The 25,638-nt window shown below is 60.8% G+C and carries 27 protein-coding genes; 12 read left to right on the top strand and 15 right to left on the bottom strand.

The window, feature by feature from the left end; all coding sequences use genetic code 11:
- Window positions 1-101: 101 nt before the first annotated feature.
- The 5 genes from OOZ52_RS10465 to OOZ52_RS10445 form a co-directional block, all read right to left on the bottom strand.
- Entirely contained in the window at window positions 102-671 is a 570-nt protein-coding gene (locus tag OOZ52_RS10465) for a gamma carbonic anhydrase family protein (protein WP_274698466.1), read from the bottom strand.
- A complete protein-coding gene (locus OOZ52_RS10460) occupies window positions 668-2,869 on the bottom strand; it encodes a fused MFS/spermidine synthase (RefSeq protein ID WP_274698465.1) in 2,202 nt (733 codons plus the stop codon). The genes OOZ52_RS10465 and OOZ52_RS10460 overlap by 4 nt, the downstream gene beginning before the upstream one ends.
- The gene (locus OOZ52_RS10455) at window positions 2,869-3,411 is read right to left on the bottom strand and encodes a GNAT family N-acetyltransferase (protein WP_274698464.1); all 543 of its coding nucleotides are present in this window, start codon (window positions 3,409-3,411) and stop codon (window positions 2,869-2,871) included. Before OOZ52_RS10455 ends, OOZ52_RS10460 begins: the two co-directional genes overlap by 1 nt.
- Before the next feature lie 4 nt (window positions 3,412-3,415).
- Complete coding sequence (hemB, locus tag OOZ52_RS10450; RefSeq protein ID WP_274698463.1) at window positions 3,416-4,411, bottom strand: porphobilinogen synthase; 996 nt, start codon at window positions 4,409-4,411, stop codon at window positions 3,416-3,418.
- 63 nt (window positions 4,412-4,474) lie between these two features.
- Window positions 4,475-6,088 carry a M23 family metallopeptidase gene (locus tag OOZ52_RS10445; protein ID WP_342454955.1) on the bottom strand — a complete coding sequence of 538 codons (1,614 nt, stop codon included), beginning with the start codon at window positions 6,086-6,088 and terminating at the stop codon, window positions 4,475-4,477.
- 176 nt (window positions 6,089-6,264) lie between these two features.
- Between OOZ52_RS10445 and OOZ52_RS10440 the strand changes: the two genes are divergently transcribed.
- The 6 genes from OOZ52_RS10440 (at window position 6,265) to OOZ52_RS10415 (ending at window position 11,757) form a co-directional block, all read left to right on the top strand.
- A complete protein-coding gene (locus tag OOZ52_RS10440; RefSeq protein WP_446698123.1) occupies window positions 6,265-8,940 on the top strand; it encodes a helicase-related protein in 2,676 nt (891 codons plus the stop codon).
- A 7-nt stretch (window positions 8,941-8,947) separates the two neighbouring features.
- The gene (locus OOZ52_RS10435) at window positions 8,948-9,205 is read left to right on the top strand and encodes a S4 domain-containing protein (RefSeq protein WP_274698462.1); all 258 of its coding nucleotides are present in this window, start codon (window positions 8,948-8,950) and stop codon (window positions 9,203-9,205) included.
- A 57-nt stretch (window positions 9,206-9,262) separates the two neighbouring features.
- A complete protein-coding gene (gene fdxA / locus OOZ52_RS10430; protein ID WP_274698461.1) occupies window positions 9,263-9,601 on the top strand; it encodes a ferredoxin FdxA in 339 nt (112 codons plus the stop codon).
- 278 nt (window positions 9,602-9,879) lie between these two features.
- Window positions 9,880-10,413, top strand: coding sequence for a CarD family transcriptional regulator (locus tag OOZ52_RS10425; protein WP_274698460.1), 534 nt, complete (start codon window positions 9,880-9,882; stop codon window positions 10,411-10,413).
- A gap of 161 nt (window positions 10,414-10,574) precedes the next feature.
- Window positions 10,575-11,348 carry a head GIN domain-containing protein gene (locus OOZ52_RS10420; RefSeq protein ID WP_274698459.1) on the top strand — a complete coding sequence of 258 codons (774 nt, stop codon included), beginning with the start codon at window positions 10,575-10,577 and terminating at the stop codon, window positions 11,346-11,348.
- A 145-nt stretch (window positions 11,349-11,493) separates the two neighbouring features.
- A complete protein-coding gene (locus OOZ52_RS10415; RefSeq protein WP_342454953.1) occupies window positions 11,494-11,757 on the top strand; it encodes a hypothetical protein in 264 nt (87 codons plus the stop codon).
- A 26-nt stretch (window positions 11,758-11,783) separates the two neighbouring features.
- Here the strand turns inward: OOZ52_RS10415 and OOZ52_RS10410 are convergent, their stop codons facing one another.
- Complete coding sequence (locus tag OOZ52_RS10410) at window positions 11,784-12,743, bottom strand: L-threonylcarbamoyladenylate synthase (protein WP_274698457.1); 960 nt, start codon at window positions 12,741-12,743, stop codon at window positions 11,784-11,786.
- Window positions 12,744-12,765: 22 nt separating this feature from the next.
- Complete coding sequence (locus OOZ52_RS10405) at window positions 12,766-14,229, bottom strand: PQQ-dependent sugar dehydrogenase (protein WP_274698456.1); 1,464 nt, start codon at window positions 14,227-14,229, stop codon at window positions 12,766-12,768.
- Between the two features lie 76 nt (window positions 14,230-14,305).
- On the opposite strand from OOZ52_RS10405, the gene OOZ52_RS10400 reads away from it, so the two are divergent.
- The gene (locus tag OOZ52_RS10400; protein WP_274698455.1) at window positions 14,306-14,785 is read left to right on the top strand and encodes a GAF domain-containing protein; all 480 of its coding nucleotides are present in this window, start codon (window positions 14,306-14,308) and stop codon (window positions 14,783-14,785) included.
- Between the two features lie 133 nt (window positions 14,786-14,918).
- Window positions 14,919-15,881 (top strand): glycine zipper 2TM domain-containing protein, encoded by a 963-nt coding sequence (locus OOZ52_RS10395; protein WP_274698454.1) that lies wholly within the window; start codon window positions 14,919-14,921, stop codon window positions 15,879-15,881.
- 74 nt (window positions 15,882-15,955) lie between these two features.
- Here OOZ52_RS10395 and OOZ52_RS10390 read toward each other — a convergent pair whose 3' ends face one another.
- From OOZ52_RS10390 to OOZ52_RS10365, 6 genes are all read right to left on the bottom strand, one after another.
- A complete protein-coding gene (locus OOZ52_RS10390) occupies window positions 15,956-16,915 on the bottom strand; it encodes a ParB/RepB/Spo0J family partition protein (RefSeq protein ID WP_274698453.1) in 960 nt (319 codons plus the stop codon).
- Complete coding sequence (locus OOZ52_RS10385; protein ID WP_274698452.1) at window positions 16,912-17,688, bottom strand: ParA family protein; 777 nt, start codon at window positions 17,686-17,688, stop codon at window positions 16,912-16,914. The genes OOZ52_RS10390 and OOZ52_RS10385 overlap by 4 nt, the downstream gene beginning before the upstream one ends.
- Window positions 17,685-18,308: a 16S rRNA (guanine(527)-N(7))-methyltransferase RsmG gene (rsmG, locus tag OOZ52_RS10380; protein WP_274698451.1), complete on the bottom strand. Its 624-nt coding sequence runs from the start codon at window positions 18,306-18,308 to the stop codon at window positions 17,685-17,687. The genes OOZ52_RS10385 and rsmG overlap by 4 nt, the downstream gene beginning before the upstream one ends.
- A complete protein-coding gene (gene mnmG / locus OOZ52_RS10375; protein ID WP_274698571.1) occupies window positions 18,305-20,158 on the bottom strand; it encodes a tRNA uridine-5-carboxymethylaminomethyl(34) synthesis enzyme MnmG in 1,854 nt (617 codons plus the stop codon). Before mnmG ends, rsmG begins: the two co-directional genes overlap by 4 nt.
- A 77-nt stretch (window positions 20,159-20,235) precedes the next feature.
- Window positions 20,236-21,510: a tRNA uridine-5-carboxymethylaminomethyl(34) synthesis GTPase MnmE gene (mnmE, locus tag OOZ52_RS10370; RefSeq protein ID WP_274698450.1), complete on the bottom strand. Its 1,275-nt coding sequence runs from the start codon at window positions 21,508-21,510 to the stop codon at window positions 20,236-20,238.
- Window positions 21,511-21,520: 10 nt separating this feature from the next.
- On the bottom strand, window positions 21,521-21,784 hold the full coding sequence (locus OOZ52_RS10365) for a DUF6489 family protein (RefSeq protein WP_274698449.1): 264 nt from the start codon (window positions 21,782-21,784) through the stop codon (window positions 21,521-21,523).
- A 68-nt stretch (window positions 21,785-21,852) separates the two neighbouring features.
- Between OOZ52_RS10365 and OOZ52_RS10360 the strand changes: the two genes are divergently transcribed.
- The 4 genes from OOZ52_RS10360 (at window position 21,853) to OOZ52_RS10345 (ending at window position 23,729) form a co-directional block, all read left to right on the top strand.
- A complete protein-coding gene (locus OOZ52_RS10360; RefSeq protein ID WP_274698448.1) occupies window positions 21,853-22,551 on the top strand; it encodes a dienelactone hydrolase family protein in 699 nt (232 codons plus the stop codon).
- A complete protein-coding gene (locus tag OOZ52_RS10355) occupies window positions 22,548-22,946 on the top strand; it encodes a nuclear transport factor 2 family protein (RefSeq protein ID WP_274698447.1) in 399 nt (132 codons plus the stop codon). The genes OOZ52_RS10360 and OOZ52_RS10355 overlap by 4 nt, the downstream gene beginning before the upstream one ends.
- 92 nt (window positions 22,947-23,038) lie before the next feature.
- Window positions 23,039-23,287 (top strand): hypothetical protein, encoded by a 249-nt coding sequence (locus OOZ52_RS10350; RefSeq protein ID WP_274698446.1) that lies wholly within the window; start codon window positions 23,039-23,041, stop codon window positions 23,285-23,287.
- Window positions 23,262-23,729 carry a hypothetical protein gene (locus tag OOZ52_RS10345; protein ID WP_274698445.1) on the top strand — a complete coding sequence of 156 codons (468 nt, stop codon included), beginning with the start codon at window positions 23,262-23,264 and terminating at the stop codon, window positions 23,727-23,729. The genes OOZ52_RS10350 and OOZ52_RS10345 overlap by 26 nt, the downstream gene beginning before the upstream one ends.
- 7 nt (window positions 23,730-23,736) lie before the next feature.
- Here the strand turns inward: OOZ52_RS10345 and rho are convergent, their stop codons facing one another.
- The gene (gene rho / locus OOZ52_RS10340) at window positions 23,737-24,993 is read right to left on the bottom strand and encodes a transcription termination factor Rho (RefSeq protein WP_274698444.1); all 1,257 of its coding nucleotides are present in this window, start codon (window positions 24,991-24,993) and stop codon (window positions 23,737-23,739) included.
- A 189-nt stretch (window positions 24,994-25,182) separates the two neighbouring features.
- A complete protein-coding gene (locus tag OOZ52_RS10335) occupies window positions 25,183-25,626 on the bottom strand; it encodes a CopD family protein (protein WP_274698443.1) in 444 nt (147 codons plus the stop codon).
- Window positions 25,627-25,638: the final 12 nt, after the last annotated feature.

Genomic DNA, 25,638 nt, shown 5'->3' with positions numbered 1-25,638 from the left:
AAACGGCCCGTCAGGGCCGCAAAGGCGACCGCCCGCCCGCAGCGGGCGCAGCTTGCCTGCACGTCTAGCGAGGACGAAGCCGCCTCCGCGGCTTCGAAAAACTAAGAAGTTGCGCCGCGCAACTGCGCCAGGTGCCTTTGCGCCAGCTTGGAGTACCGTTCGGTCTGGAATTTGATCTTGGCGATCTGTGCTTCATCCTGCGTGCGGTAGTATTTTGCCGGACGGCCGATCCAGATTTCGCCGGGGCCGATTTTCTTGTTGGGACTGAGCAGGGCTCCGGCGCCCAGCATGCCGCCCTCGGCAATTCGTGAGCCGTCCATCGCGACCGCTCCCATGCCGACGAAAGCGCGGTTTTCCAGCTGGCAACCGTGGACCACGGCCATGTGGCCGATCACACAGTCTTCGCCAACGATTGTTGACTCGCCATCGGTGTCTGGGCGGGGGCCTTCGACGTGGAAGACGCTGCCGTCCTGCACATTGCTGCGTGCGCCGACTTCGATTTTGTGAATGTCTCCGCGCAGCACGCAGTTGTACCAGACGCTCGCTTCGGGCCCTATGGTGACATCGCCAATGATCCGCGCACCGGGTGCGACAAAGACGCTGTCGTGGATCTGCGGGTACACGCCATCGAACTCCATGATCGTGGCACCGGGGAACCTGTCATCGTTCACAGGAAGTTCTCCCAGACGAGGTAGGGCAGGATCGATGCGTAGTCGTCAGTCCAGACGGGGCCTTCGGGGTCCTCCAGCTCGTCCCAGCCGCCTTCGGATGCCAGAGCCTCCACCCGAGCCGGATCGCGTGACAGCGCAACCCAGCTCGATGCGAAGAGCTCGTCCTCCTGCCGCTCTCCATCGCTGCGCAGGCGTGCGGTCAGGCCGCGCGATTCTGCCAAGCGGGCGATCACCGGCTGCAAGCGGATGTAATTGTTGGAGATGTGCATCACCAGCAGCCCGTCATCGGGAATCGCACGCAGATAGATATCGAGCGCCTCAGCGGTCAGCAGATGGAGCGGAATGGCATCAGAGCTGAAAGCATCGATGACCAGCACATCGAAGCTGTCGGCTTGCATTTCTTCCAGCTCAAGCCGCGCATCGCCAATGACAATCGGGCTGTCCGGCGCGCAATCGGAAAGGTAGGTGAACTGGCCGTTGTCCGAATAGTCGAGCACGACCGGATCGATCTCGAAGAAGGTCCAGTCCTGCCCCGGCTGTTTATAGCAAGCGAGCGTTCCGACACCCAGGCCAACGACGCCCACGCGGGCATTCGCGCCGAACATCGTCTCCGCCATCATAAGGCTGCGGCCAACGCCCGAATTGCGCCCGTAATAGGCGGTCGGCATGCGCCGCGCTTCTTCACCCGCGCGCTGCACACCGTGTATGGTCGTGCCGTGCATCAGCAGCGTATCGCCATCGGGCTCCTCACGCAGCGAATAGATCCCGAAATAGCTGCGTTCACGCATGCCCTCCGCGCTTGTCTGCAGGTTGGACAGCCCGCCAAGCGAGAGCAGCATGGCTGCGCAGCCGAGCACGTAAGACCAGCGCCGTGCGGCAAGCAGCATGGCGATCAGCAGCACACCGATGAGCGCCGCCCACTGGCCGGCAGTGAGCTGCGACTGCGACAGGCTCGACTGGAAGATCGCGAGCGAGGCGTTGAACACGATGATCACCGTCACCGCGAGCAGGATCAGCATGATGCGCGGATTGCTGAAGCGGTTGCCCAGCAGCTTGCGCCAGGCCCCCAACGGCAGGAGCGCCGCCGCGCCAAGGATCAACAAGGGATGCTCCCACGTCCAGTCGAACACGACCGGCGCTATGAGGGCGGTGAACAGTCCGCCCAGCGCACCGCCAGCGGACATGATCAGGTAGAACTTGGTCAACTGCGATGGCGGAGGGCGATGCTCGTACAGCTTGGAATGCAGGGCTACAGCGACGACGAAAAGCAGGATGATACTCGCCGCAGCCGCCAGGAGATCGGCGCGACCAGCGGCGAACATCGCGATGCTGCCATCGACCAACAGGATCACCGGGGCAATGAACACGAAAACGCCCGCAATTGCGCGCTTCTCCGCAAAGGCGATGGAGAAGCTGAGCAGATAGAGCCCCAGCGGGATCACCCACAGCAGCGGCATCGCCATAATATCGGTGGTGAGGAAGGTCGTGGTCGAAAGCATCAGGCCCGATGGAATCGCGGCGAGCGCCAACCACAGGCCAATGGTCTTCCAGCTGGTCGAGGCATCGCCTTCCCCCTCGCTTGCAGCGGTTTCTGCCGCAACGGGTGCCTCAACACCACTACGCGCCATGACTGCCGTGATCACCAGGACGATGAGCAAGGCGTATCCGATCGCCCAGTAGAGGCTCTGCTGCCCGATCGAGAAAAGCGGCTCTGCCAGCAGCGGGTAGGTGAGCAAGCCACCAAAACTGCCCAGATTGGATGCCGCGTAGAGCGGATAGGGGTTGCCGGCCTCCGGATGCGCGGCAAACCAGCGTTGGATAAGCGGAGCCTGCGCGGAAATGGCGAAGAAAGCAGGGCCAACCGTCAGCAGGAACAGCCACGGCACCCAGAATGCCTCCAGGCCGGGCGCAGGCGGGGCGATATCGGCCAGCGCCAGCGGCAAGGTCAGTCCGCCGAGAGCAAGCACGATCACGTGCACTATACCCTGTGTCCTCAAGGAGAAGCGCCCGATAAAGTGGGCATAGGCATAGCCGCCCAAAAGCAGCGCCTGATAGACGAGCATCGCGCTGTTCCAGACGTTGGGCGCGCCACCCAATCGCGGCAGCGCCATGCGCGCCACCATCGGCTGCACCAGAAACAGCAGGAAACTGCCCGCCAAAATGGTGATCGTGAACAGCCAGCGGCGCGAAGAGGCCATCAATTCATTTCCTTCACATATACGACGTGCGGCCTGAGGGGATCACCTTCTGCCACATGGCTGTGCTCGAAATCGAGAGCCGGGCAATGCTCCATCCCGATCCGCGTCATCAAGGCGCGACTGGCGGTATTGGTTTCAGCCGTAATCGCGACAATACGCTCCCCGGGCTTGTGATCGCGCGCCCAGCTGACACATGCCTCTGCCGCTTCAGTAGCGTATCCTGCGCCCCAACAATCACTCGCCAGGCGCCAACCGATTTCCAGTTCGCCGACAATCGTGCCTTCATAGCCGCGATCAAGCCCGCAGAAACCGATGACGCGGCCATCCTCCTTGCGCTCGACAGCCCAATAGGTGTGCCCTCCATTGCGCTTCGCCCGGTTTTGGAGGTCTGTGATGAGGTTGGTGGTATAGTCCATGTCGCGCAACGGCCCGAGCGTTGCCATGACCTGTGGATCGCAATGCAACCGGTGGAAGTCCTGTGCATCACTCTCGCGCCAGTCGCGCAGCACCAGCCGCTCGGTTTCATGTCGAAACTCGGTCATCGGCTCAGCCACCAAGCAGTTTCGCGGCCAGAGGCGCATGATAGGTCAGCACGCCCGAGCAACCCGCACGTTTGAACGCCACCAGCTTTTCCATCAGCAACGCATCGCGATCACCCACGCCGGCGGCTGCGCCTGCTTCGATCAGGGCATACTCGCCGCTCACCTGATAGGCATATACCGGCACGTCGAACCGCTGCTTCACGCGCCAGATGATATCGAGATAGGCGAGACCCGGCTTCACCATCACACTGTCCGCACCTTCAGCGATGTCGAGCGCGACCTCGGCCAACGCCTCGTCTCCATTGGCCGCATCCATCTGGTAGGTCTTCTTATCGCCGACCAGCCGTCCACCACTGCCCACGGCATCGCGGAACGGACCGTAGAGGGCAGAGGCATATTTTGCCGAGTAGGCCATGATCTGCACGTTGGGATGGTTGCCCATCTCCAGCGCCATGCGAATGGCGTGGACACGGCCATCCATCATGTCTGATGGCGCGACAATGTCCGCGCCAGCTTCTGCCTGGTTGAGCGCCTGGTCGACCAGCACCGCGACGGTGTCGTCATTGGTGACATAGCCGGAGGCATCCACCAGCCCGTCCTGCCCGTGCGAGGTATAGGGATCGAGCGCGACATCGGTCAGCACGCCGACATCGTCTCCGCAGGCATCCTTCACCGCCTTGATCGCTCGGCACATTAGGTTGTCGGGATTGAGCGCTTCGGCCCCGTCATCGCTGCGCTTGTCGGCTTGCGTGTTGGGGAACAGCGCAATGCAAGGAATGCCGAGGTCGACCGCTTCCTTCGCGCGCTTCGCAATGCCGTTCACCGACCAGCGCGATACACCGGGCAGGCTTGCTACGGGATCTTCGACCCCTTCACCTTCGGTCACGAAAAGCGGCCAGATTAGGTCGGCCGGCGTCAGCACGGTTTCGCGCACCATCGCGCGGCTCCACGTAGTGGCGCGGGTGCGGCGCAATCTGGTGTTGGGGTAATGCCTGTTCATGGGCGCTGGTCCTGCCGGAATTCTGCCATGTGGGCAATGCGCAACCTGTGCCGTCCAGCCCGCCTAGTCGATTCTCTGACGGTTCTCGATACGGTCAATCTCGCGCACCGGCTCTTCACGCGTTGAGGAGTCGGGCGGAAGATCGGCAAGGGCGGCTCCCGCCTCGACCATCTGCAGACGCACCAGCTGTTCACGGAAATTGGCGAGCTGCGCGCCCGAAAGCTGCGCGCGAGTGACAAAGCGCACGCTCAGCGGATCGATATTCTGACCGTTGCGGTACATCTCGTAATGCAGGTGCGGCCCAGTCGAGAGGCCCGTCGAACCGATATAGCCGATCACCTGCCCACGCGTGACGCTTTCACCGTTGCGAACGGCAATCCGGCTCATATGCGCATAGCCTGTCGAAAGCCCGCCCGCGTGGCGAATTCGGACAAAGTTGCCGAGGCCGCCGTTGCGTCCGGCATAGTTCACCGTGCCATCGGTCGCGGCATAGATCGGGGTGCCATGACGTCCGCGGAAATCGACACCGGCGTGCATGCGGCGATAGCCGAGGATCGGATGGCGGCGCATGCCGTAGCGGCTGGAGATCGCACCCGGCACCGGAGCAATCAGCCCTTCGCGCATCGTGCCTTCGCCTGCCGCGTCATAGAAGCGGCCTTCGCGGCCAAAGCGCATCAGCTGCACGCGTGGGCGGTCTTCACGAATGATCGCAGCGTAAAGCAGGTCGCCGACTTCGATCTCACCCGTAGCGGCGCGGCGATAGTCGACGATCATGTCAAATTCGTCATTCGCGCCGATATTGCGGTCGAGATCGTATTCCTGGCCAATGGTGCGGAGGAATTCCTGCACCGAGCTGGGCGGCGCACCCGCAGCGCGAGCCGAGCGGTACAGGCTGTCGCCCACGCGGCCACGCACGCGCAGCGGCGTCGCATCGACCATGATCGGGCGCGGATCGATGACCAGCTGGCCATCGCGGCGGGAAACGTTGAGCTGCAGATCGAACCGCGCGCGGAAGGACAGCGCCTCTACCGGGCGCGGCACATCGGGGTTGGCGCGGCGTCCGAGTGTGATGTCGATCTGCGTGCCAGACGTAATGTCGTCCAGCGGCATCGCCCCGTTGACGAGGCGCGTAATCTGGGCCGCCTCTTCCGCGCTGATGCCGGCGCGACGCAGCATGCGATCGAATCCGTCGCCTTGCGTTAGCGTGGCGACCAGATCAAGGCGCGGGCGCTCGGGAGCGCTTTCCAGCTCTGCCACGGCAAAGGTCGCGCCCATACGGCGGCCGCTATCGGCGCCAAGAGCCAGCGGCATGATCATCTGGCTGCGGAATTCATCGCGCACCGCATCGTCAATCCGCATCGAAGGAGCGGCTTCGACCGAGGAAAACCCCGGCCAGGCGGCAAGCGCTATAGCCGAGAGTCCGACAAGCGTGACAACACCGCGCAACCAGCGGCGCGAACCGATGTCATCGGCCAGGTCAGGCGCAAGATCGGCAGAGGCGAGGGCATCGGAAGCGCGGGCGCGCCATCCCTCATAGCGGTCAGCAAGCGAGTTTCCGCGGGCAATCCGGCGCGGACGGGAGGAACTGCCGGACCCGGCCATTTGCGCAGACGACAAATCGGCTGGCGGATAATCGCCATCCGGTTTGTGATCCTGGCCTTCTGGGTCCTTGAACAACGCGCCCTCCTTAGTGGCTCGCGCGAAAACAGCTTTCCAGCCGGAAGCGGCGCGACCCGGTTCCGACTGTGCGTAATTGCGACAAAGAGTGGCTGCATAAAGTAAATTTCGCTTTAACGTCGACCAGCCGAGTCTGGCGCGCGATGAGGCGTTTGGCCGACTAAGGGATTGCCCTGATGCTTGCACGCAGCGCTCTGAATCGGCATGGCGAGCCCATTGTGACGCTTCCCCACGCCGACAGCCGAATCCGCGCCGTGCTCGGCCCCACCAATACCGGCAAAACGCATCTCGCGATCGAGCGGATGTGCGGCCATTCCTCCGGGATGATCGGCTTTCCGCTGCGGCTGCTGGCGCGCGAGGTTTACGACAAGGTCTGCGCGATCAAGGGCGAGAGTGCCTGCGCACTGATCACCGGCGAGGAGCGGATCGAACCTCCCAACGCGCGCTATTTCCTTTGCACGGCAGAGGCGATGCCGCGCGATGGTGGTGGAAAGGCTTTTGTCGCGCTCGACGAGGCGCAGATCGGCGCGGATCGCGAACGCGGGCATATCTTCACCGACCGGCTGCTGCATGCGCGCGGGCGTGAAGAGACCATGCTACTGGGTTCCGCGACGCTGGAGCCGATGGTCCGTCAGCTCGTTCCCCAAGCCAGCATCGAGGAACGGCCGCGCTTCTCCATCCTGAGCCATGCGGGATCGTGCAAGCTTTCCCGCTTGCCACCGCGCAGTGCCGTGGTCGCTTTCTCGGTCGAGCAAGTTTACCAGGTCGCCGAATTGCTGCGCCGATTCCGTGGTGGTGCGGCGGTGGTGATGGGGGCACTCAGCCCGCAGACGCGCAACCGCCAGGTCGAGCTCTTCCAGTCGGGCGAGGTCGACTACATCGTTGCCACCGATGCCATCGGCATGGGCCTCAACCTTGACGTGCATCACGTCGCCTTTGCCAGCCTCAGGAAATTTGACGGCGTTCGCCAGCGTCGCCTGTCCCCGGCGGAGATGGCGCAGATCGCGGGGCGTGCGGGGCGTCACCAGACCGATGGTACTTTCGGAACGATGGCCGGCGCTCATGGTGGGCGGGGACGCAAGCAACCGATCGAATTCTCCGAAGAAGAGATCTACGCAATCGAGAATCACCAATTCGCGCCGGTCGCCAAGCTGTTCTGGCGCGAGCCGCAGCCGCGCTTCGACACGCTCGATGTGCTGATCGGTGATCTCGAAACCAAGCCGCAGGAAGAAGGCCTCGCACCTGGTCCTGAGGCAATCGATCTGGCTGTCCTCAAGCGGCTCGCTGAGCAGGACGAGATGGCGGCAAGCGTCACGACGTCAGGTCAGGTGCGTCGTTTCTGGGAGGCTTGCCAGCTTCCCGACTTCCGCCAGCAGGGTGCAGACCATCATGCACGCTTTGTCGCCCGGCTCTGGACGGACCTGCAGCACGGCCATATTGGCGCGGACTTCGTTGCGCGGCGGATTGGCGAACTCGGCAATGTGTCGGGCGATATCGACACGCTGCAGGGCCGGCTCGCCGCGATACGCAGCTGGGCCTATATTTGCCAGCGTCCTGACTGGGTCTTGGCGCGCGATGAAATGGCAGCACGAGCTCGAGCGGCGGAAGCCAAGCTTTCCGACGCGCTGCACCAGAAATTGACCGAGCGTTTCGTCAATCGCCGAACCGCTGTATTGATGCGCGGAATGGGAAAGGATGCAGGACTTTTGCGAGTAAATCTGGAAGACGATGGCCGGGTAACGGTCGAAGGCCAGCCGATCGGCCATCTCGATGGCTTCCGCTTCGTGGTCGATCCCGATGCGAGTCATGAGGATCGCAAGTTGATGCTCGCCGCGGCGGAAAAGCACATGGCCGCTCTGCTGGCGCAGAAGGCGAGCAAGCTGGTGGCAGACGAGTTGGGGGAGCTGGACGTTGCTGATGGCGCGATCATGCGCGATGGCAAGCCGGTTGCTACGCTCGAACGCAGCAAAAACATTACCGCACCGCGCATCGTCATGGCGAAGGAACTGGGCCAGCTCGATCCTGCACAGAAGAACCGTCTGGAAGAAGCATTGCAGGTCTGGTTGGGCGAAAAGCTTGCGCCGCTCGCTCCGCTTGCTGCGCTGGAAGAGGCGGCAGAAGATCCCGAAGCGGGGAGCGAAGTGCGCGCGCTCCTTCTGACACTTGCAGATCGCAATGGTACCGTCTGGCGTGAAGATGCAGGATTGCGGCATGTACCCAAGGAGAAACGCCCTTTCCTGCGCCGTCTTGGCGTCAACATCGGTTCGCTTGATGTCTATGTGCCCGCGCTGCTCAAGCCCGCGCCCCGCGCGCTGCTCAAGGCGCTGGGTGTCGATCCGCGTCCCATTCATGAATCGATGGCTGCGGTGATCGACAGCGCCAAGCCCATGCCCGCAGGCTATCGCCGAGCGGGCAAGCAAGCGATCCGTGTCGACATGGCCGAGAAGCTGTTCCGTACCGCGCATGAACAGCGCGCCAAGGCGCAGGTTGCGGGCGACAAGGGCGCGAAAGGGTTCCCCATCGATGTCGCGCTCGCCACCAGCATGGGTCTTTCCGAAGAGAATTTCCGCAGCCTGATGAAGGATGCCGGGTTCCGCCAGGGTCAGCAGGAAGCCCTGGCGGAGGGCATGTATGGCCCAGAACGCCCAGTGCCGTGGACATGGCGCGCACCGCGCAAGGATTCTGCACCCTCACGGTCACAGCACAGCAGAGGGCCTGCACCTAAGGGCAAGGGGGGCAAACGCCCTGACAAGCGCGGGACGAAGGGCAATCGCCCCACCCACAGGCAGCCGGCAAACCAGCCTGCAACGGGCAAGGCGCTCGCAGGCCTCGCCGATCTGTTGAAGAAGTAAACAGACTTTGCGGCTCGATCTGCTCTTGGTGCGCCTGCGCTTCGCCAAGAGCCGCAGCGTGGCGCAGCACTGGATCGAGGAAGCGCACATGCGCTGTAATGGAGAGCGGGTCACGCGCGCCGACCTGCCTGTTGCAACAGGTGACGTGCTCACGCTGCCCATCGGCTACACCGTCCGCGTGATCGCCATTGAATCCCTTCCTGCAAGACGCGGCCCCGCGGCCGAAGCGCGCTCGCATTACCGTGAGCTTGATCGCAATGCTTGACGCGTTCGTTTCAATCGCCATAGGACTTCGGCAGCAACCACAAGGGATATTCGCCACATGACCTATGTCGTCACCGACGCCTGCATCAAATGCAAATACACCGACTGCGTCGAGGTCTGCCCGGTAGATTGTTTCTACGAAGGCGAGAACATGCTCGTCATCAACCCCAGCGAATGCATCGATTGCGGCGTGTGTGAGCCCGAATGCCCCGCCGAAGCGATCCTGCCCGATACCGAAGACGGCCTCGAAAAATGGCTGGAGATCAACACCAAGTTCTCTGCCGAATGGCCCAACATCACCGAGAAGAAGGATCCGCCTGCCGACGCAGACGATCACAAGGGCGCAGAGGGCAAGTTCGAGAAGTTCTTCAGCGAAGAGCCCGGCGAAGGTGACTAAAGTGCAGGCTTTTCTTGCAGGCTGACCGCTCGGCCCCTGCCGAAAACAGTCCCGATAAAGAACAGCTGCGCGCCACTTCGGTGGCAAAGCGCAACGGGGTGGCAATTATGTCACGAATCTGTTATATACTTGCCCAACTGGCGGTTCTTTGTGGCCCCAGGCGGTTAGGAAGGCAGGTCCCCGCTTTTAGCAACATGATGCAATGACTGGCCGCTGCATGTCAGCGGAGGGGCTTTGTGACATTGTTTTCGCGGGACGTGCGACAGAAAGGAATTTGTATGGCTGCGAATGCTCTCGCCTTCGAAGTCGGCGACTACGTTGTCTACCCCAAGCACGGTGTGGGCCGTGTGATCGAACTCCAGAATGAAGAAATCGCCGGCATGCAGCTGGAGCTGTATGTGTTGCGTTTCGAGAAGGAGCGCATGACGCTCCGCGTACCGACCAACAAGGTCGAATCCATCGGCATGCGCAAGCTTTCCAGCGACAAGACACTGAAGGAAGCGATGGAAACGCTGAAGGGCAAGCCCAAGGTGAAGCGCACCATGTGGAGCCGCCGTGCGCAGGAATATGAAGCGAAGATCAACTCTGGTGAGATTGTCCTTATCGCTGAAGTGACGCGCGACCTGTTCCGCCCGGAAGACCAGCCCGAGCAGAGCTATTCGGAGCGTCAGATCTTTGAAGCAGCAAGCTCGCGTCTCGCACGCGAACTGGCCGCAATGGAAAAGACCGACGAGCCCACCGCTCTCGAGAAGATCCTCGACGTGCTGAAAGAGCATGCTCCGCAGTATTACGAGAACACCGAAGACGCCTAAGCGCGCCTGAAAGTGTTTGAAGGGCCGTTCACCACGTGTGAGCGGCCCTTTTTTGTGCCTGAGCCGCGTCTGCCAGCGTCATCGCAGGCTCGACGAGCGGCTTTGCATGCATGTGCGTGCTTGTGTATTAGGATGGCAACACACAGTTGGAGGACTGAGACATGAATTTTGCCAAACTGGCTCGCCGCGTTGCTCCTATCGCAGCCCTGGCCGCCGCCACCGCACTTTCGGGCTGCGGCGATATGGATATCACGATCAACGGCGAAGAAGGTGTTCCGCTTTCCGAGCTCGACATGAGCGGTGATGCACCGACAGGCGTCGCGATGGGTGGTTCGGACAGTGTGGTCATCACCACCGGCGATGAATTCACTATCGATGTCGATGGCAGTGATGAAGCAGTCGAGCGCATGCGCTTTGTCCTGAGCGAGGGCTCCCTCGCAATCCTTCGCGACAATGAAAGCTCAAGCGGGGGTGGTAGTGCGACTGTGCTGATCACCATGCCTGCACCATCAATGCTGATCATGGGTGGGTCCGGTTCGATCGAAGCAGATACCATGGCAAGCAGTGCAGAGATTGTGGTCGGTGGATCAGGCTCGGTTTCTGTAACAAGCATCGAGGCAGATTCGCTTGAAGTCATGATCGGCGGCAGCGGTTCGGCCACAACATCGGGCACGGCAGATCGCCTCGAAGTGACCATTGGCGGCAACGGTTCGGCCAATATGGCGGACTTGCAGGTTGAACGTGCCGAAGTGAACATCGGCGGATCGGGAAGCGCGCGCTTTGCTTCGGATGGACGGGTCGAGGCCAATATCGGCGGCTCGGGCACTGTCTATGTGACGGGCTCCGCCTCTTGCGAAGCGAACACCATCGGTTCGGGAAGCCTCGTTTGCGAGGAAGCTGCCGAGACCGAAGAGGCTGTCGAAGAAGGCGCCTGACCGCAAATCCGTTGATTGACGAGCGTGGCGGGTTCACAAGGGGCAGGTTACCGCCTTCCCCGGAGAGCCCGCCATGTTTCGTTTTGCCCTTATTGCCACCCCCGCGTGCGCATTGCTGCTTAGCGGCTGCGTGGCAAAAAACCTAGTGGACGTCGCAACCCTACCTGTGCGCGGCGCAGCACAGGCGGCCGACTGGGCCACAACCAGCCAGGACGAGGCAGACCGCAATCGCGGTCGCGAACTGCGCGAACGTGAAGAGCGTATCGGAGAGCTATCTCGCGACTACGAGAAGCTCGCCGAAGACTGCAATGATGGTGATGACGATGCGTGCCGCGAAGCGGTGACGGTCCGGCGCGAGATGGACGAACTTATCGAATCGCTCCCCTCCGACCTTCCCGAAGACGACTAGGCAGCAAGAAGTTGCGCCAGACGACTTCAGGCTGCAGCGCGCTTCAGACGATCATTGATAGCGCGGCCGATCCCCTTTTCAGGAATAGGCGCAACCGCAATGCGCGGCTTGTCTGACTGTGCGGCAAGATGGAGCGCTTCGTAGATGCGCGCTGCTGCCAGATTGATGTCGGCGGCTTCGGACAGGTTGTACTGCCCCCCGATTTCCGCAAATCCGATCATGAACTCGTCGAATTCAGGCGCGCGGGCATTCAGACGCACAGGCTTGCCGGGTGAATAGTGGCTTTCGAGTTGCCCGGGTGCCTCGATCGTTGATCCGGTATACGGGATCGGTCGCGGCTTGCTCGTATCATCGTACCACACATCGTGCTGGTTCTGCAGATCGAAAGGACCGGGACGAAGCTCGACCCATTGCCTGTCTGGCCGTACCGCAACAATCGTCGATTCAACCCCGCGTGCGCAGGTCCCTCCATCAAGGATCAGATCGAGCCGCCCTGCTAGCGATTCCAGGACGTGGCCTGGATGGGTCGGGCTAATAAAGCCGCTGCGGTTGGCTGAGGGGGCAGCAAGCGGAAAGTCTATCAACGAGAGCAACTGGCGCATCACAGGGTGTTTCGGGACGCGTAAAGCAACGGTCGATAGGCCAGCGGTGACCGCAGCTGTGATCTGCGCATCCGGCTGTAACGGGAGAACAAGCGTCAACGGGCCGGGCCACCCGAAATCTGCCAGCAATCTGGCGTCCACCGTGTCGAATTTTGCAATCCCCTCGGCCTGTTCGATATCACGCACATGCACGATCAGCGGATTGAAGTCAGGGCGACCTTTGGCGGCATAGATCCTGGCCACCGCCTCTGCACTGTCGGCGCGCGCAGCAAGACCATACACCGTCTCGGTCGGCACGGCGACGAGCCCGCCGCCACGCAGGATTTCTGCGGCGCGCGCGATGCCATCGGCATCGGCCAGGATCGTCTCGGTTGTGTTGCCCATCTTAAGCCGCACTGGCCCCTGGCTACATAATGTCGGCAGGGTTGATCGCGCCTTCCTCGAACGCACGAGACGGATCACCCTGAAGCTGACGACGCGGCGGCAGACGCTCGCCCGAATTCCGGTCGATCGCCGGTGCGCCTTCAGACTGCGGATCGGTAACGCGCCAAATGATGTTGGCGGTATCATCGCTGATCAACAGAGCGCCGGTGCGATCCCACGCCACCCAGGTCGGGCGGCCTTTGGTTTCGCCATCGCCGACCAGGAAGCTCTCTAGCACGGGCTGTGGCAGCCCTTCAGGATTGCCGCGCTCGTCAAAGGCGACAAACACCACGTCATATCCCGAGGCTGGCTGGCGATTCCACGATCCGTGTCGCGCGATAAAGGCACCCCGCCCGAAGCGTTCGCTCAGGCGATCACCTTCAGCGGTAAAGACCATACCGAGCGGCGCGGTATGCGCGCCCAAGGCATATTGCGGAGTGCGCGTGTATTCGGTGAGGAATTGCGGCATGGGCGCTTCCACCCGCTCGTCGAAAACGTCGTTGAAGTACACCCAGGGCCATCCGTAATGCACGCCGATGGGCACGTTAGTCATGTAATCGGGCACCAGGTCAGAGCCGAGCATGTCGCGCTCGTTGACCACCGTCCAGAGTTCACCGGTCCATGGGTTCCAGTCCATGCCGTTGGCGTTGCGGATGCCCGCGCCGAAGATGCGTGAGGAGCCGGATTCAAGATTGAATTCGTGGATGGCCGCGCGGCCTTCCTCGATCTCCATCCCCTGCTCGCCGATATTGGAGGCCGAGCCGACCGCGACATAGAGCCGCGTGCCCTCTTCGTTGAGAACGATGTTGCGCATCCAGTGGTTTCCGGCAGCAGGAAGCGTGCCGATCTGCTCGGCTTCGCCCCCTACCGACGGGGCGCCCAGTTCATAGTCGAAACGCAGCACCTCGTCGTGGTTGGCGATGTAAAGATTGCCATCATGCCAGGCGATGCCCGAGGGGGAGTCGAGATCTTCCTCGCGCAAGACGATCGTTTCCTCGGCCGTGCCGTCCTCGTCCGCATCGCGCAGCAGGACAAGCTGGTTGGGCGAAGGAACGGCAGCGCCGGCCTTTCTGAAGAGATAGTCCATGACCATCTGCACCAGCCAGTTGGTCTCTCCATCGGTTTCGGGCCGGTTCGTGAGCGTCACCAGCACATCACCATTGGGCAGCGTGTAGAGCACGCGGGGATGCTCGATCCCTTCGGCAAAACGGTTGACCACCAGGCCTTCTGCCGCGGTCGGTGCTTCGCCTTCCTCCCAGCCGATAGGCGTGTTGATCCCGACAGTGGGGATGGTCTGCGCATCGGGCTCCACCAGCACCGGATCGGGACCCGAGGTATCATCGAGCGATCTTTCGGAGATGTCCGGGCGAGCCAGCAGCCAAAGGATTCCGGCCGCGAGCAGAATAATAATAACGAGGGCGATGAGGATCTTTTTGAGAATTCGCATAAGGGCTGGATAAGCGAGGCGCGGCGGCTCGGCAATGGGGCTTTGCGCGCTGCTTCACGGTGCCTATATGGTGGCGATGTTCGATTTCACTCCCGATCCTGATGCCCCCAAGGCCGATCTCTACGCAACTCTCAACGAAGCCGCCGATGCTCTGACGCGTGACGAGCCGGACGGCGTTGCCAATATGGCCAACGTAGCAGCGCTGATGGGGGAATTCATCAGCGATACCAACTGGGTGGGCTTCTACCGCATGGTCGATGGCGGACTGGTGCTCGGGCCCTTTGTCGGGCGCCCTGCCTGTATTCGTATCCCGGTGGGAGTGGGTGTCTGCGGTGCCGCCGCCAAGGGTGAAACGCAGCTGGTAAAGGATGTACACGCCTTCCCCGGCCACATCGCCTGCGACGCGCGCAGCCAGTCCGAACTGGTCGTGCCGATCAAGCGTGATGGCGAAGTTGTGGCGGTGATCGACCTCGATAGCCCTTCGATCGGTCGTTTCGATGACGAGGATCGCGCCGGGATCGAGGCGCTCGCTACGCTGCTTTCGGACCGCATTTAGGCCCCTCTTCGCCCAACCCGTGATGCCCCGTAGTGGGACAAGCGGCGCGGCTCCCTTGGATTTCTGCGGATTACCTTGGTAAATATGGAGTTAACTGGGCTGCCGGCCCGACTCCGTATGAGGGATTACCGTAATGCCGATCCGTTCCACCCTGCTTCTGGCCAGCGCTGCTGCTTTGGGCCTATCGACACCCGCCATGGCGCAAGATGACCGCTATGCCGAAGCTCACACAGAGCATCATACCGGCGATCATGGTGGACACCATTCCGAGCATCATGGGAGCGAAACCACCTCAGTCGATGGCCGCTATGACGGAAACTGGGAAGGTAGCTGGGAAGACGAATCCACCTGGCACGGCGAATGGCGGGGCACCTATACCGACGAGTACGGCCAGGCCGTCGAAGCCGAATATCAGGGCGTGTGGGTGGGCGATGCCCATTTCATCAGCGACGATGGCCATGTTCTGCGCCACGATGGCAACAACTGGCACGCGCGCCACGGCAGCGGGCATCACGGCGGACGCTATCGTAACGCCCACGCACCGGGACTCGGCTACACGACCGAAGAACGCAACCGCTGGCTCGCCGAATGCCGCTATGTGATGGCAGGTGATGACTATTACGACGACGGTCGTCGTCGCGGACCCGATGGTGCGCTGATCGGCGGACTGCTGGGTGCCGTGGCTGGCGGCGTTGCTGGCAACCGTATCGCAGACGATAATCGCCTGCTTGGCACCGTTGTTGGCGCTGGCCTTGGAGGACTTGCCGGTGCGGCTATCGGTGATGCCATCGATGGTGACGGCGATAGCGACTATTACGAAGGCATGAACCGCGAGGAATTGTGGGCCGCGCGCTATTGCGAGGCCTATCTCGCGCGGCACGAAATGGGTGCCGGTTACGGATACGGCTACGGGCAGCCGATGATGATGGTGCCGGTTCGCGTGAGCGGTCACGGGCATCGCGCTCGCAACTGCCGTCGCTGCGAAGGCGAAACGGTGATCATTGAGGAAGAGATCATCGAGGTAGAACGTCGCCCTGCCCGCCGAGCGGTGCCTGCACCCCGCCCGCGCGGAGACAAGCGCACACCGATCAACTGATCGAGAAACGCCTCTTTAGCGGAGAGAAACTTGCGCCGCGCAACTTTTTGCGCGGCGTTTGTGTTGTTGGCTTATCAGATCCCGCCGCCAGTAAGTCTCTGACAGATAAGGTCTAATTGATCGAGTGTGCGGAATCGCACTGTGACCTGGCCCGACCTTGGGTCTTCATCGGTGGCGATCTTCACCGGTAGTCCTAGAAACTCCTCGAGATGGTTCTCGACCGCAGCAATATCGGCATCCTGCGCTGGATCGCGCGGTGGGCGCGCCTGGCGGCGTGTCGATGCTTCGCTGCCCGCGCGGCTTTTGCGAGCCAGTTTCTCGACCTCGCGGACCGAAAGGCGCTTAGAGACGGCCTCCTCGGCGATCTCTGCAGCCTTCTCTAGCCCGATCAGCGCACGGCCATGCCCCATATCGAGCCTTCCGGCTTCGAGATGATCGAGAACCGACGCCGGAAGCGACAGCAAACGCTGGAGGTTCGCCACATGGCTGCGCGATTTCTCGACCAGCGTGGCGATCTCGGCCTGTGTCATCTCCTCGAATTCAGCCAGGCGTGCATAGGCACGCGCTTCCTCGACCGGGTTCAGGTCTTCACGCTGGATATTCTCGATAAGCGCCAGCGCCATGACGTCGCGATCACCCAAGTCACGAACAATTGCTGGAATTTCATGGAGTTGTGCCTTCTGCGAGGCACGCCAGCGACGCTCACCCGCCACCAGCTGATATTTGCCCTTGCCCACCGGGCGGACAATCACGGGCTGGATCACACCGCGGGTCGAGATCGAGGCAGCCAGCTCCGAAAGCGCATCTTCGTCGAAATGACGGCGCGGCTGATCAGGGTGCGGCTCGATATCGGCGATAGCCAGGGTGGCGAGGCCATCTGCCGCTGTATCAGGCGTACTGCCCGAGCTGTCGTCATTACCGGGTGAAGGACGCTTCGTTGCTACCAAGGGCTCCTCGCGGCGTGCTTCGCCCAAAAGTGCGCCCAATCCCTTGCCGAGCTTGCGTTTGCGCGTTGAGGTCTCTTTCTCGCTCATGCTGCAACCCTTTCCTGCGGCAGGCGGCCAATCAGTTCGCGCGCCAGATCCATATAGGCCCTGCTCCCCATACATGCGTGGTCGTAAACCAGCGCAGGCAATCCGTGGCTTGGCGCCTCTGACAGGCGAACATTGCGCGGAATTACCGCTTCGAACACCAGATCACCCAGGCATTCGCGCACATCATCTGCCACCTGGTCGGTCAGGCGATTGCGGCGGTCAAACATGGTCAGGGCGATGCCAATGATGCCCAGATCGGGATTGAAACGCTGCTGAACCTGCTCAACCGTCTGCAAAAGCTGGCTGAGGCCCTCCAGAGCGAAGAATTCGCACTGCAGCGGCACCATCAGCGTATCTGCGGCACACAACGCGTTGAGTGTCAGCAGGCCCAACGAAGGCGGACAGTCGATAAAGCATATATCGTGCGCATCATGCTCTGCGAGAGCATCGCGAAGGCGGAAAGAACGCGCTTCGGCGCCAACCAGCTCTACTTCCGCCCCACTCAGGTCAACCGTTGCCGGAATCAGGTCGAGGCCCGGGATGGAGGAGGCAACGGTGCATTCCTCCACCGGAACCTCGTCAACCAGCAGATCATAGCTTGAGACATCACGCTGCGCTGCTGCTAGGCCCACGCCGGTCGAGGCATTACCCTGCGGATCCAAGTCGATCAGAAGCGTGCGCCAGCCACTCGCCGCCATTGCCGTCGCGATATTGATGGCGGTGGTAGTCTTGCCCACGCCGCCCTTCTGATTGGCTATGGCGATCACGATCATGGCGCTGGCTTCCCCTTCCCGACTAAAATGGCCGCCTCTGCATCCGTCTGCGATTGTTCCACGTGGAACATTTGCCTGGTTGCATGAGGTTGCTCCGACAATTCTTGCGCTGCCGAACGCCCTTTGGGCAACAGCCAAATGGTCGAGCGTGTGGAAAAACGGGCGGATAACCTGAGGAGTTTATCAAGCGGAGCGAAGGCGCGCGCAGTGATTACGCCAGTTTCACAGCTATCCACATGTTCGAGCCGCTTTCCGTGCACAGTGCAGTTCGATAGCCCGAATTCGCCCTTCACCTGCTCCAGCCACTCGAATCGTTTGCGGCGTGATTCGACCAGGCCGATGGGCATGTTTGGGCGCGCCAGAGCAAGGACGAGGCCGGGTAAACCTGGGCCCGAGCCAAGATCGAGCCAAGGCCCGACGCCATCCCCCGCGTAGTCAAGTAATTGCAGGCTGTCCGCCATATGGCGCTGCCACACGGTTTCGAGGCTAGCAGCCGACACAAGGTTCTGACGCGCATTCTCTTCTGCGAGCATCCCGGCAAAACGCTCGATACGCGCCATACCGTCTGCATCGCAGCGCGCTGCGCAAAATGCCCTCGCCTCTTCTTCGTTGGTGATCATGCCGCTCGATTACGACGCTTCGCGTGTACCAACAATGCCGCAAGTGCTGCCGGTGTAATTCCGCGAACCCGACCCGCCGCCGCCAGCGTCTCGGGCTTGGCTGCAGAAAGGCGTTCAACCATCTCGTTGGAGAGGCCAGGAACGTCGCCAAAGGGGAAATCGTCACCCAATGCCAAAGCCTCGCTGCTGCGCAGGTCGCGCAGTTCGGCTTCCTGCCGCGCGAGATACGGCGCATAAGCGGCGTCTTCGGCAAGCTCAGCCGCCAACGCGCTGTGCGGGTCGCAATCATCGGGGAGCCAAGGGGAAAGGACATCGAGCGGCAGATCGGGGAATGCCAGCCACTCCCGAACCGTCTTCTTCCCTGCGTCACGCTTTACGGGGAGTCCCGCGTCATTGAGATCCACTGCGGAGATTTCGGCATCAAGTGCCGTGTTCCACGTGGAACACTTATCCAAACGCTCGGCAAACCAGCGCGAGCGCTCCTCACCCACGCACTGCATTTCCAGAGCAATGGGTGTGAGCCGTGTTGACGCATTGTTGGCGCGGAGGCGAAGTCGATACTCTGCGCGGGCCGTGAGCATCCGATACGGCTCACTTACCCCATGCAGAGTGAGGTCGTCCATCATCACCGCCATGTATGAATTGGCGCGATCCAGAGCAGGTGCAGATACGTCTTTCACTGACGCTGCGGTATACATGCCTGCAAGAAGCCCTTGCGCAGCAGCCTCCTCGTATCCGGTCGTACCATTGATCTGCCCGGCACAGTAAAGCCCGGGGATTGCCTTTAGCTGTAGGTCCGTGCCAAGGGCACGAGGGTCGATATGGTCGTACTCGACTGCATAGCCGGGCACTTCCATCTCAACCTGCTCAAGCCCCTCCATGGCGCGCAACATGTTCAGTTGCACATCAACGGGGAGCGAAGTGCTGATCCCGTTGGGATAAACAAGGTGCGTGTCCAGCCCTTCTGGCTCGAGGAAGATCTGGTGCCCGTCCCTGTCTGCAAAGCGATGAATCTTGTCTTCGATCGAGGGGCAGTATCGCGGTCCTGCGGCATCGATTGCGCCGGTAAACAGAGGCGAGCGGTGGAGGCTCTCTGCGATAACCTCATGCGCCCGCGGGTTGGTGCGGGTGATCGCACAGAAGATCTGCGGATTGAGCCGCTCACGCGTCAGTGGAGACATGGTCCAATGGTCAGCGTCAGAAGGCTGCTCCTGCAACTGCGCCCAGTCGATGGTGCGCCCGTCGAGCCTTGGCGGCGTACCGGTCTTGAGACGCGCCATTGGCAAATCCGCTGCACGCAGCTGTTGCGCGAGTTTCTGTGCCGATTCCTCTCCGATACGCCCGCCTTCGAAGCGCTCCTCACCCCTGAAAAGCGTGCCGCCGAGAAAAGTACCGGTGCAGAGGATTACCGCCGCCCCGCGCACTTCACTGCCATCACCCAGCCGAATGCCAGCGGCGCGGCCATTCTCAAGGATGAGCTCCGCAGCCTCGCCCTCGATCACAGTCAGATTTTCCTGCGCAGCAAGCATTGATTGAACCGAGGCGCGGAACAGCTTTCGGTCGGCCTGAATGCGCGGACCATGGACTGCGCTGCCCTTCGACCGGTTGAGCATGCGGTAATGGATTGCCGCCGCATCGGCTGCGCGCCCGATCAAGCCATCGAAAGCATCAACCTCGCGAACCAGGTGTCCCTTGCCAAGACCACCAATCGCGGGGTTGCAGCTCATCGCACCAAGCTTCACGGCATCGAAAGTCACCAGCGCCGAGCGCACACCCATGCGCGCCGCAACCGCCGCAGCCTCGCAACCGGCGTGCCCGCCGCCAATAGTGATGACATCGAAATGCGTCATGCGTTGCCCGATACTGGCCATCATGGTTTGGGTCAAAAGACTTGTGGCGGGTCGAGATGTTCCACGTGGAACAACCCCTACTTCCCGATGCAGAATCGCCCGAATAGAGCGTCGAGGACATCTTCGGTCGAGGTCCGGCCAACAAGCGCATCTAACGCACGGCGTGCCTGCCGAAGATGCTCTCCCACCAGAAGTGGATCTGAAACTGAATCAAGCCGGTTAAGCGCCTCAACCACTTCTGCCAGTCGATCCCGCTGCCGCGCATTGAGAGCAGTAACACCGGGCTTCGGCATAGCTAATCGCGCTGCATCGATCAGGGCTTGCCGCAAGTCGCCCATGCCCTTGCCGCTCTTCGCCGAAATGCGATGGCGGGGTTTGGACTTGTGGTGACGATGGTCACGGTCACACTGCGCCTCAATCTCCCATGCGCCGTCAGGCCCCTCACCCTCCGCGCCGAGCCATAGCGTAAGATCGGCTTTCGCGATCTCAGCCGATGCACGCTCGATACCGATAGCTTCGATTGTGTCCTCACCCGGAGCACGCAGGCCGGCCATGTCGACGAATGTGAACGGTATTCCCGCCAGCGCCACCGATTGCGTAAGCACATCCCGCGTGGTGCCTGCGATTTCTGCAGTAATCGCCGCCTCACTCTCCACTAAAGCATTGAACAGAGTAGACTTTCCTGCATTTGGTGGTCCTGCCAGGGCAACGCGATAGCCCTCCTTGAGCGTTTCGGCGTGTGGGGCATCGAGCGCTGCGCGAATCTCTCCCGCCAATGCCGCAACCTCGGTGGCGAACGCCTCAGGCAAGGCCGCAACGTCATCCTCATCGTCGAAATCGAGCACTGCCTCGACCTGCGCCGACAGGACAAGAATCCGCTCACGCCAGCTCTCGACCTGTTGCGAGAACACGCCGCTCGCCATCTGCATGGCGCTGCGCCGCTGAATCTCGGTCTCTGCGGAAAGCAGGTCGGCGAGTCCCTCCGCTTCTGACAGATCGATCCGCCCATTGCCGAAGGCGCGGCGGGTAAATTCGCCCGGTTCCGCCTTACGGCACCCTTCGATCTTGCCGAGCGCTGCCTCGACCGCCGCAACCACTGCTCTGCCGCCGTGACAATGCAATTCACCCAGATCTTCCCCTGTCACGGACCTGGGTCCCGCAAAGAAGATGACCAGTCCATCGTCGAGCGTTTCACCGGAAGCATCTCGAAACATCGCCCGTTTCACCACCCGCGGCGCGGGTACTGATCCGGTCAGCGTCTCCAGCGCAGCGCGTGTCTGCGGCCCGGTAATACGGATAACGCCGATCCCCGCGGGCGGCGCGCCGCTCGACAATGCGAAAATCGTGTCCATCGTTTTGGTGCTAGTCGCCCTTGGCTTTCTTGCCCGATGCGGCGCCGGCATTCTTGCTGACACCTTCCATAAAGCTCTGGAACATCTGCATGCCCATTTGCCCCATCGGTGCAAGCTGCTTGGCATATTGCTCGAGCTGTTCGGTGCTGGAGGCGCCCTGCATCGCCTTCGTGACGCTTTCGATATAGATCGCATTGGCCTGCTCGACATCGGGCAGCCCCATAAATTCGCGCGCCTCAGCGGGCGTGCATTCGATCTCGATGTTCACTTTCATATTCGGACACCTTTTCTGCGCGGCTGCATCCTGTAGCATAGCCAGGCGAATTTGCAGCGAGAGACTATATGAGCGAGACAGCGAGCATTTCCACCCTTTCGGGCGACAACACCTTCAGCGCCTACGTCGCGCGTCCTGATGGCCAGGCCAAGGCAGCAGTGATCGTCATTCAGGAAATTTTCGGCGTGAACGCGGGTATCCGCCAGAAATGCGACAAACTGGCAGCCAATGGCTATATTGCGATTGCTCCCGACCTCTTCTGGCGCTTGCAGCCCGGGATCGAGCTCGATCCCGACGTAGAGACAGAGTTCCAACAAGCGCTTGGATGGATGGGAAAGTTCAATCAGGATCAGGGTGTCCGTGATATCCAGGCGACAATCAACTTTGCGCGCGAACAATCGCGCGGAAAGAAGGTTGGCGCGGTGGGCTACTGCCTTGGCGGTCGCCTTGCGTTTATGACTGCGGCGCGCACCGATATTGATGCCAGCGTCGGCTACTATGCCGTGGGTGTGGATGGCTTGCTGGGTGAGAAGGAGGCTATCGCCAACCCGCTAATGCTGCACATTCCGACCGAAGACGGCTTTGTTCCTGCTGAAGTGCAGAAAGTCATGCATGACGCGCTGGACGATCACACCAAGGTCACACTGCATGACTACGAAGGTCTCGATCACGGATTCGCAACCGAGATCGGCCAGCGCCGCGATGAGACAGCTGCCAATCTCGCCGACAGCCGCACCTCTGCTTTCTTTGCCGAGCATCTGGCATGAGCCGCGCAGTCCCCGAAGCGATCGCCACGCTTCATGCCGTGGTTGAAGGCAAGGCCGAGCCAATGGCGCTGGCGGAATGGATCGCTGATGACGCCGTGTTTCACTCCCCCGTCATGCATACGCCGCAGGAGGGTAAGTTTCTTGTGATGCAGTATCTAGGCGCCGCCCTGCAGATGTTCGCCCCGCACGGCTTTACCTATCGGCGTGATGTCATCGACGGCTCCAACTGCGTGCTCGAATTCACCGTGGAGATGGACGGCGTGCACGTGAACGGCGTTGACATCATCACGCTCAATGATGATGGAAAAATCAGTGAATTCAAGGTGATGATCCGCCCACTCAAGGCGATCGAGAAGGTGCGCGAGACGATGTTAGCGATGCTTCCATCGCGGTGAAATATAATTTCATGATTCGAATCGGATCGATTCGAACTTTGAAATGGAATCTTCGAGTCGTGTAGTGTAGTCTATCGGTGGAGGATCGAGAGATGCGCGATCAATCGGAAGCAAACTACCGTTGGTTCAAATCCAACCTAACCAAGCTCTTGGCCAATCACAGAGGTGAGCATGCCCTCCTGCATGACGAATCTGTCGACGAGTTTTTCGCGACAAGTTTGGAAGCAATTATGGCTGGAATGAAGCGCTACGGAGAAGGCAACTTCTCAGTAGAGCCCGTTGATGATGCCGTCGAAGATCTCGGATTCTACTCGCATGTTAGTTCAGCACTGCGAGCTTGATCAACATCGGCTAATTCTGCCTACAAATATCACAAAACCATTGCTTACCAACGGTGCCCTAGTAGCGGGCTATTCGAAGCAACAATACCGAGCGCTGATCGATACTGGCGCGCAAAGAACTGTGCTTTCGCGGAGCGTGATTGCGAACGAAGAACTCGTGCGAATTGGTCACATGGAGTTTGCTGGCCTCCATGGCCCACGAACTCACACCCGATATCTCGCCTCGATAGGGCTATGGGCAACCAGAGTAGAAGGTGGCGCTACCACTCACCCAAACAATCCCAGCGAACTAACACTCTTCCAGCTCGAGACGCCATTTGAGGTCGTCGACATGGAGGACAATCAGAACTTCGACCTAATTCTGGGCTTCGACGTTCTCAAACTCTTCAGCTTCAGTTTCAAACATGAAACTAAGCAGTTCGAGATCACGCTCAAACCCTAGCCCAATCCTACTGGTTCATCGTCTCGAAGAAGTCTTCGTTGGTCTTCGAATCCTTCATCTTGTCGAGCAGGAATTCCATCGCATCGACCGTCCCCATCTGCATCAGGATACGGCGCAGGACGTACATCTTGCTGAGCGTTGCCTGATCCACCAGCAGCTCTTCCTTGCGGGTGCCGGACTTGCCGACATCGAGCGCCGGGAAGATGCGCTTGTCCGAGACCTTGCGGTCGAGGACGATTTCGCTGTTACCCGTACCCTTGAACTCTTCGAAGATCACTTCGTCCATGCGGCTGCCGGTATCGATCAGCGCGGTAGCGATGATGGAGAGCGATCCGCCCTCTTCGATGTTACGCGCGGCACCGAAGAAACGCTTCGGACGCTGGAGCGCATTGGCATCGACACCACCCGTCAGCACCTTGCCCGAGCTCGGGACAACGGTGTTGTAGGCGCGGCCGAGGCGTGTGATCGAGTCGAGCAGGATCACAACATCCTTCTTGTGCTCGACCAGACGTTTGGCCTTTTCGATCACCATTTCAGCAACTTGCACGTGACGCGAAGCAGGCTCGTCAAAAGTCGAGCTGATCACTTCACCGTTCACGCTGCGCTGCATGTCGGTGACTTCTTCCGGACGCTCGTCAACGAGCAGAACCAGCAGGAAGACTTCTGGATGGTTGTCGGTAATCGCCTTGGCGATGTTCTGCAGCAGTACCGTTTTACCCGTGCGCGGCGGAGCAACGATCAGCGCGCGCTGACCCTTACCCTGCGGCGAAATCAGATCGATCACGCGCGCCGACTTGTCTTTGACCGTCGGGTCTTTGGTATCGAGGTTGAGCCGCTCGTCCGGATAGAGCGGGGTGAGATTGTCGAAGTTGGTGCGGTGGCGCACAGCATCGGGATCTTCGTAGTTGACCGCCTTGAGCTTGGTCAGCGCGAAGTAGCGCTCGCCATCCTTGGGCGCGCGAATTTCACCTTCGACAGTGTCACCCGTGCGCAGGCCCATTTTGCGGACCTGGTTGGGCGAGACGTAGATATCGTCCGGTCCGGCGAGGTAGTTCGCTTCGGGCGAACGCAGGAAGCCGAAGCCGTCCTGCAGCACTTCGATCGTGCCGATGCCGAGGATTTCCTCGCCCTCTTCAGCGACCTCTTTGAGGATCGCGAACATCAGATCCTGGCGGCGCATGGTCGATGCGCCTTCGACGCCCATATCTTCGGCCATCGAGACAAGCTCTGCCGGCGTCCGCTCTTTCAGTTCTTTCAAATGCATAGTGTATTTTCCGTATTCGGTGGGCCGATTGGCCTTTGGGGAAGCCGGCAGGTCATCGTGGGCTTGGAGAAAGCAGACCCTGCTCGCCTGTGTTCAGCGAGTCTGTTGCCGGTAATGGAGACCGCAATATGCCTGCGCGGCAAAGCGGTCAATTCGTGATTTGCAACTGGCGCGCCGGTGAACCGGAAATCAGAACGGTTTGACGACAACCAGGATAACAATGATCGCGAGCAGCACGCCCGGGATCTCGCCAAACAGGCGCAATTGCTTCTCGGTCAGCGGGCGCTCGCCACGCAGCATCGCCTTCGCCTTTGCCACCATCCAGCCATGATAGCCGGTGAGCAACAGGACAAAGAGCAACTTGGCGTGGAACCAGCCTTGCGTGTGTGCACCGATGGCGGACATGAGCGCGAGACCCAATACCCAAACCACGATCAGGCTGGGCGTCAGGATAATCTTGCGCAACTTGCCCATCCGGTCTGCCCATTGCACATGTTCGGGCGTATCCACCCCATAGGAATGCAGATAGATCATCTGGCGTGGCAGAATGAACAGACCCGCCATCCAGAACACCATGAAAATGATGTGTCCGGCCTTCAGCCACGCGTAGATTGTTAAGAGATATTCCTGCATCGCCAGTGCGCT

The sequence above is a fragment of the Aurantiacibacter sp. D1-12 genome (assembly GCF_028858515.1).
Taxonomy (GTDB): Bacteria; Pseudomonadota; Alphaproteobacteria; order Sphingomonadales; family Sphingomonadaceae; genus Alteraurantiacibacter.
The sequence above is the reverse complement of the archived record's forward strand: the minus strand, read 5'-3'. Positions and strand labels throughout refer to the sequence as shown.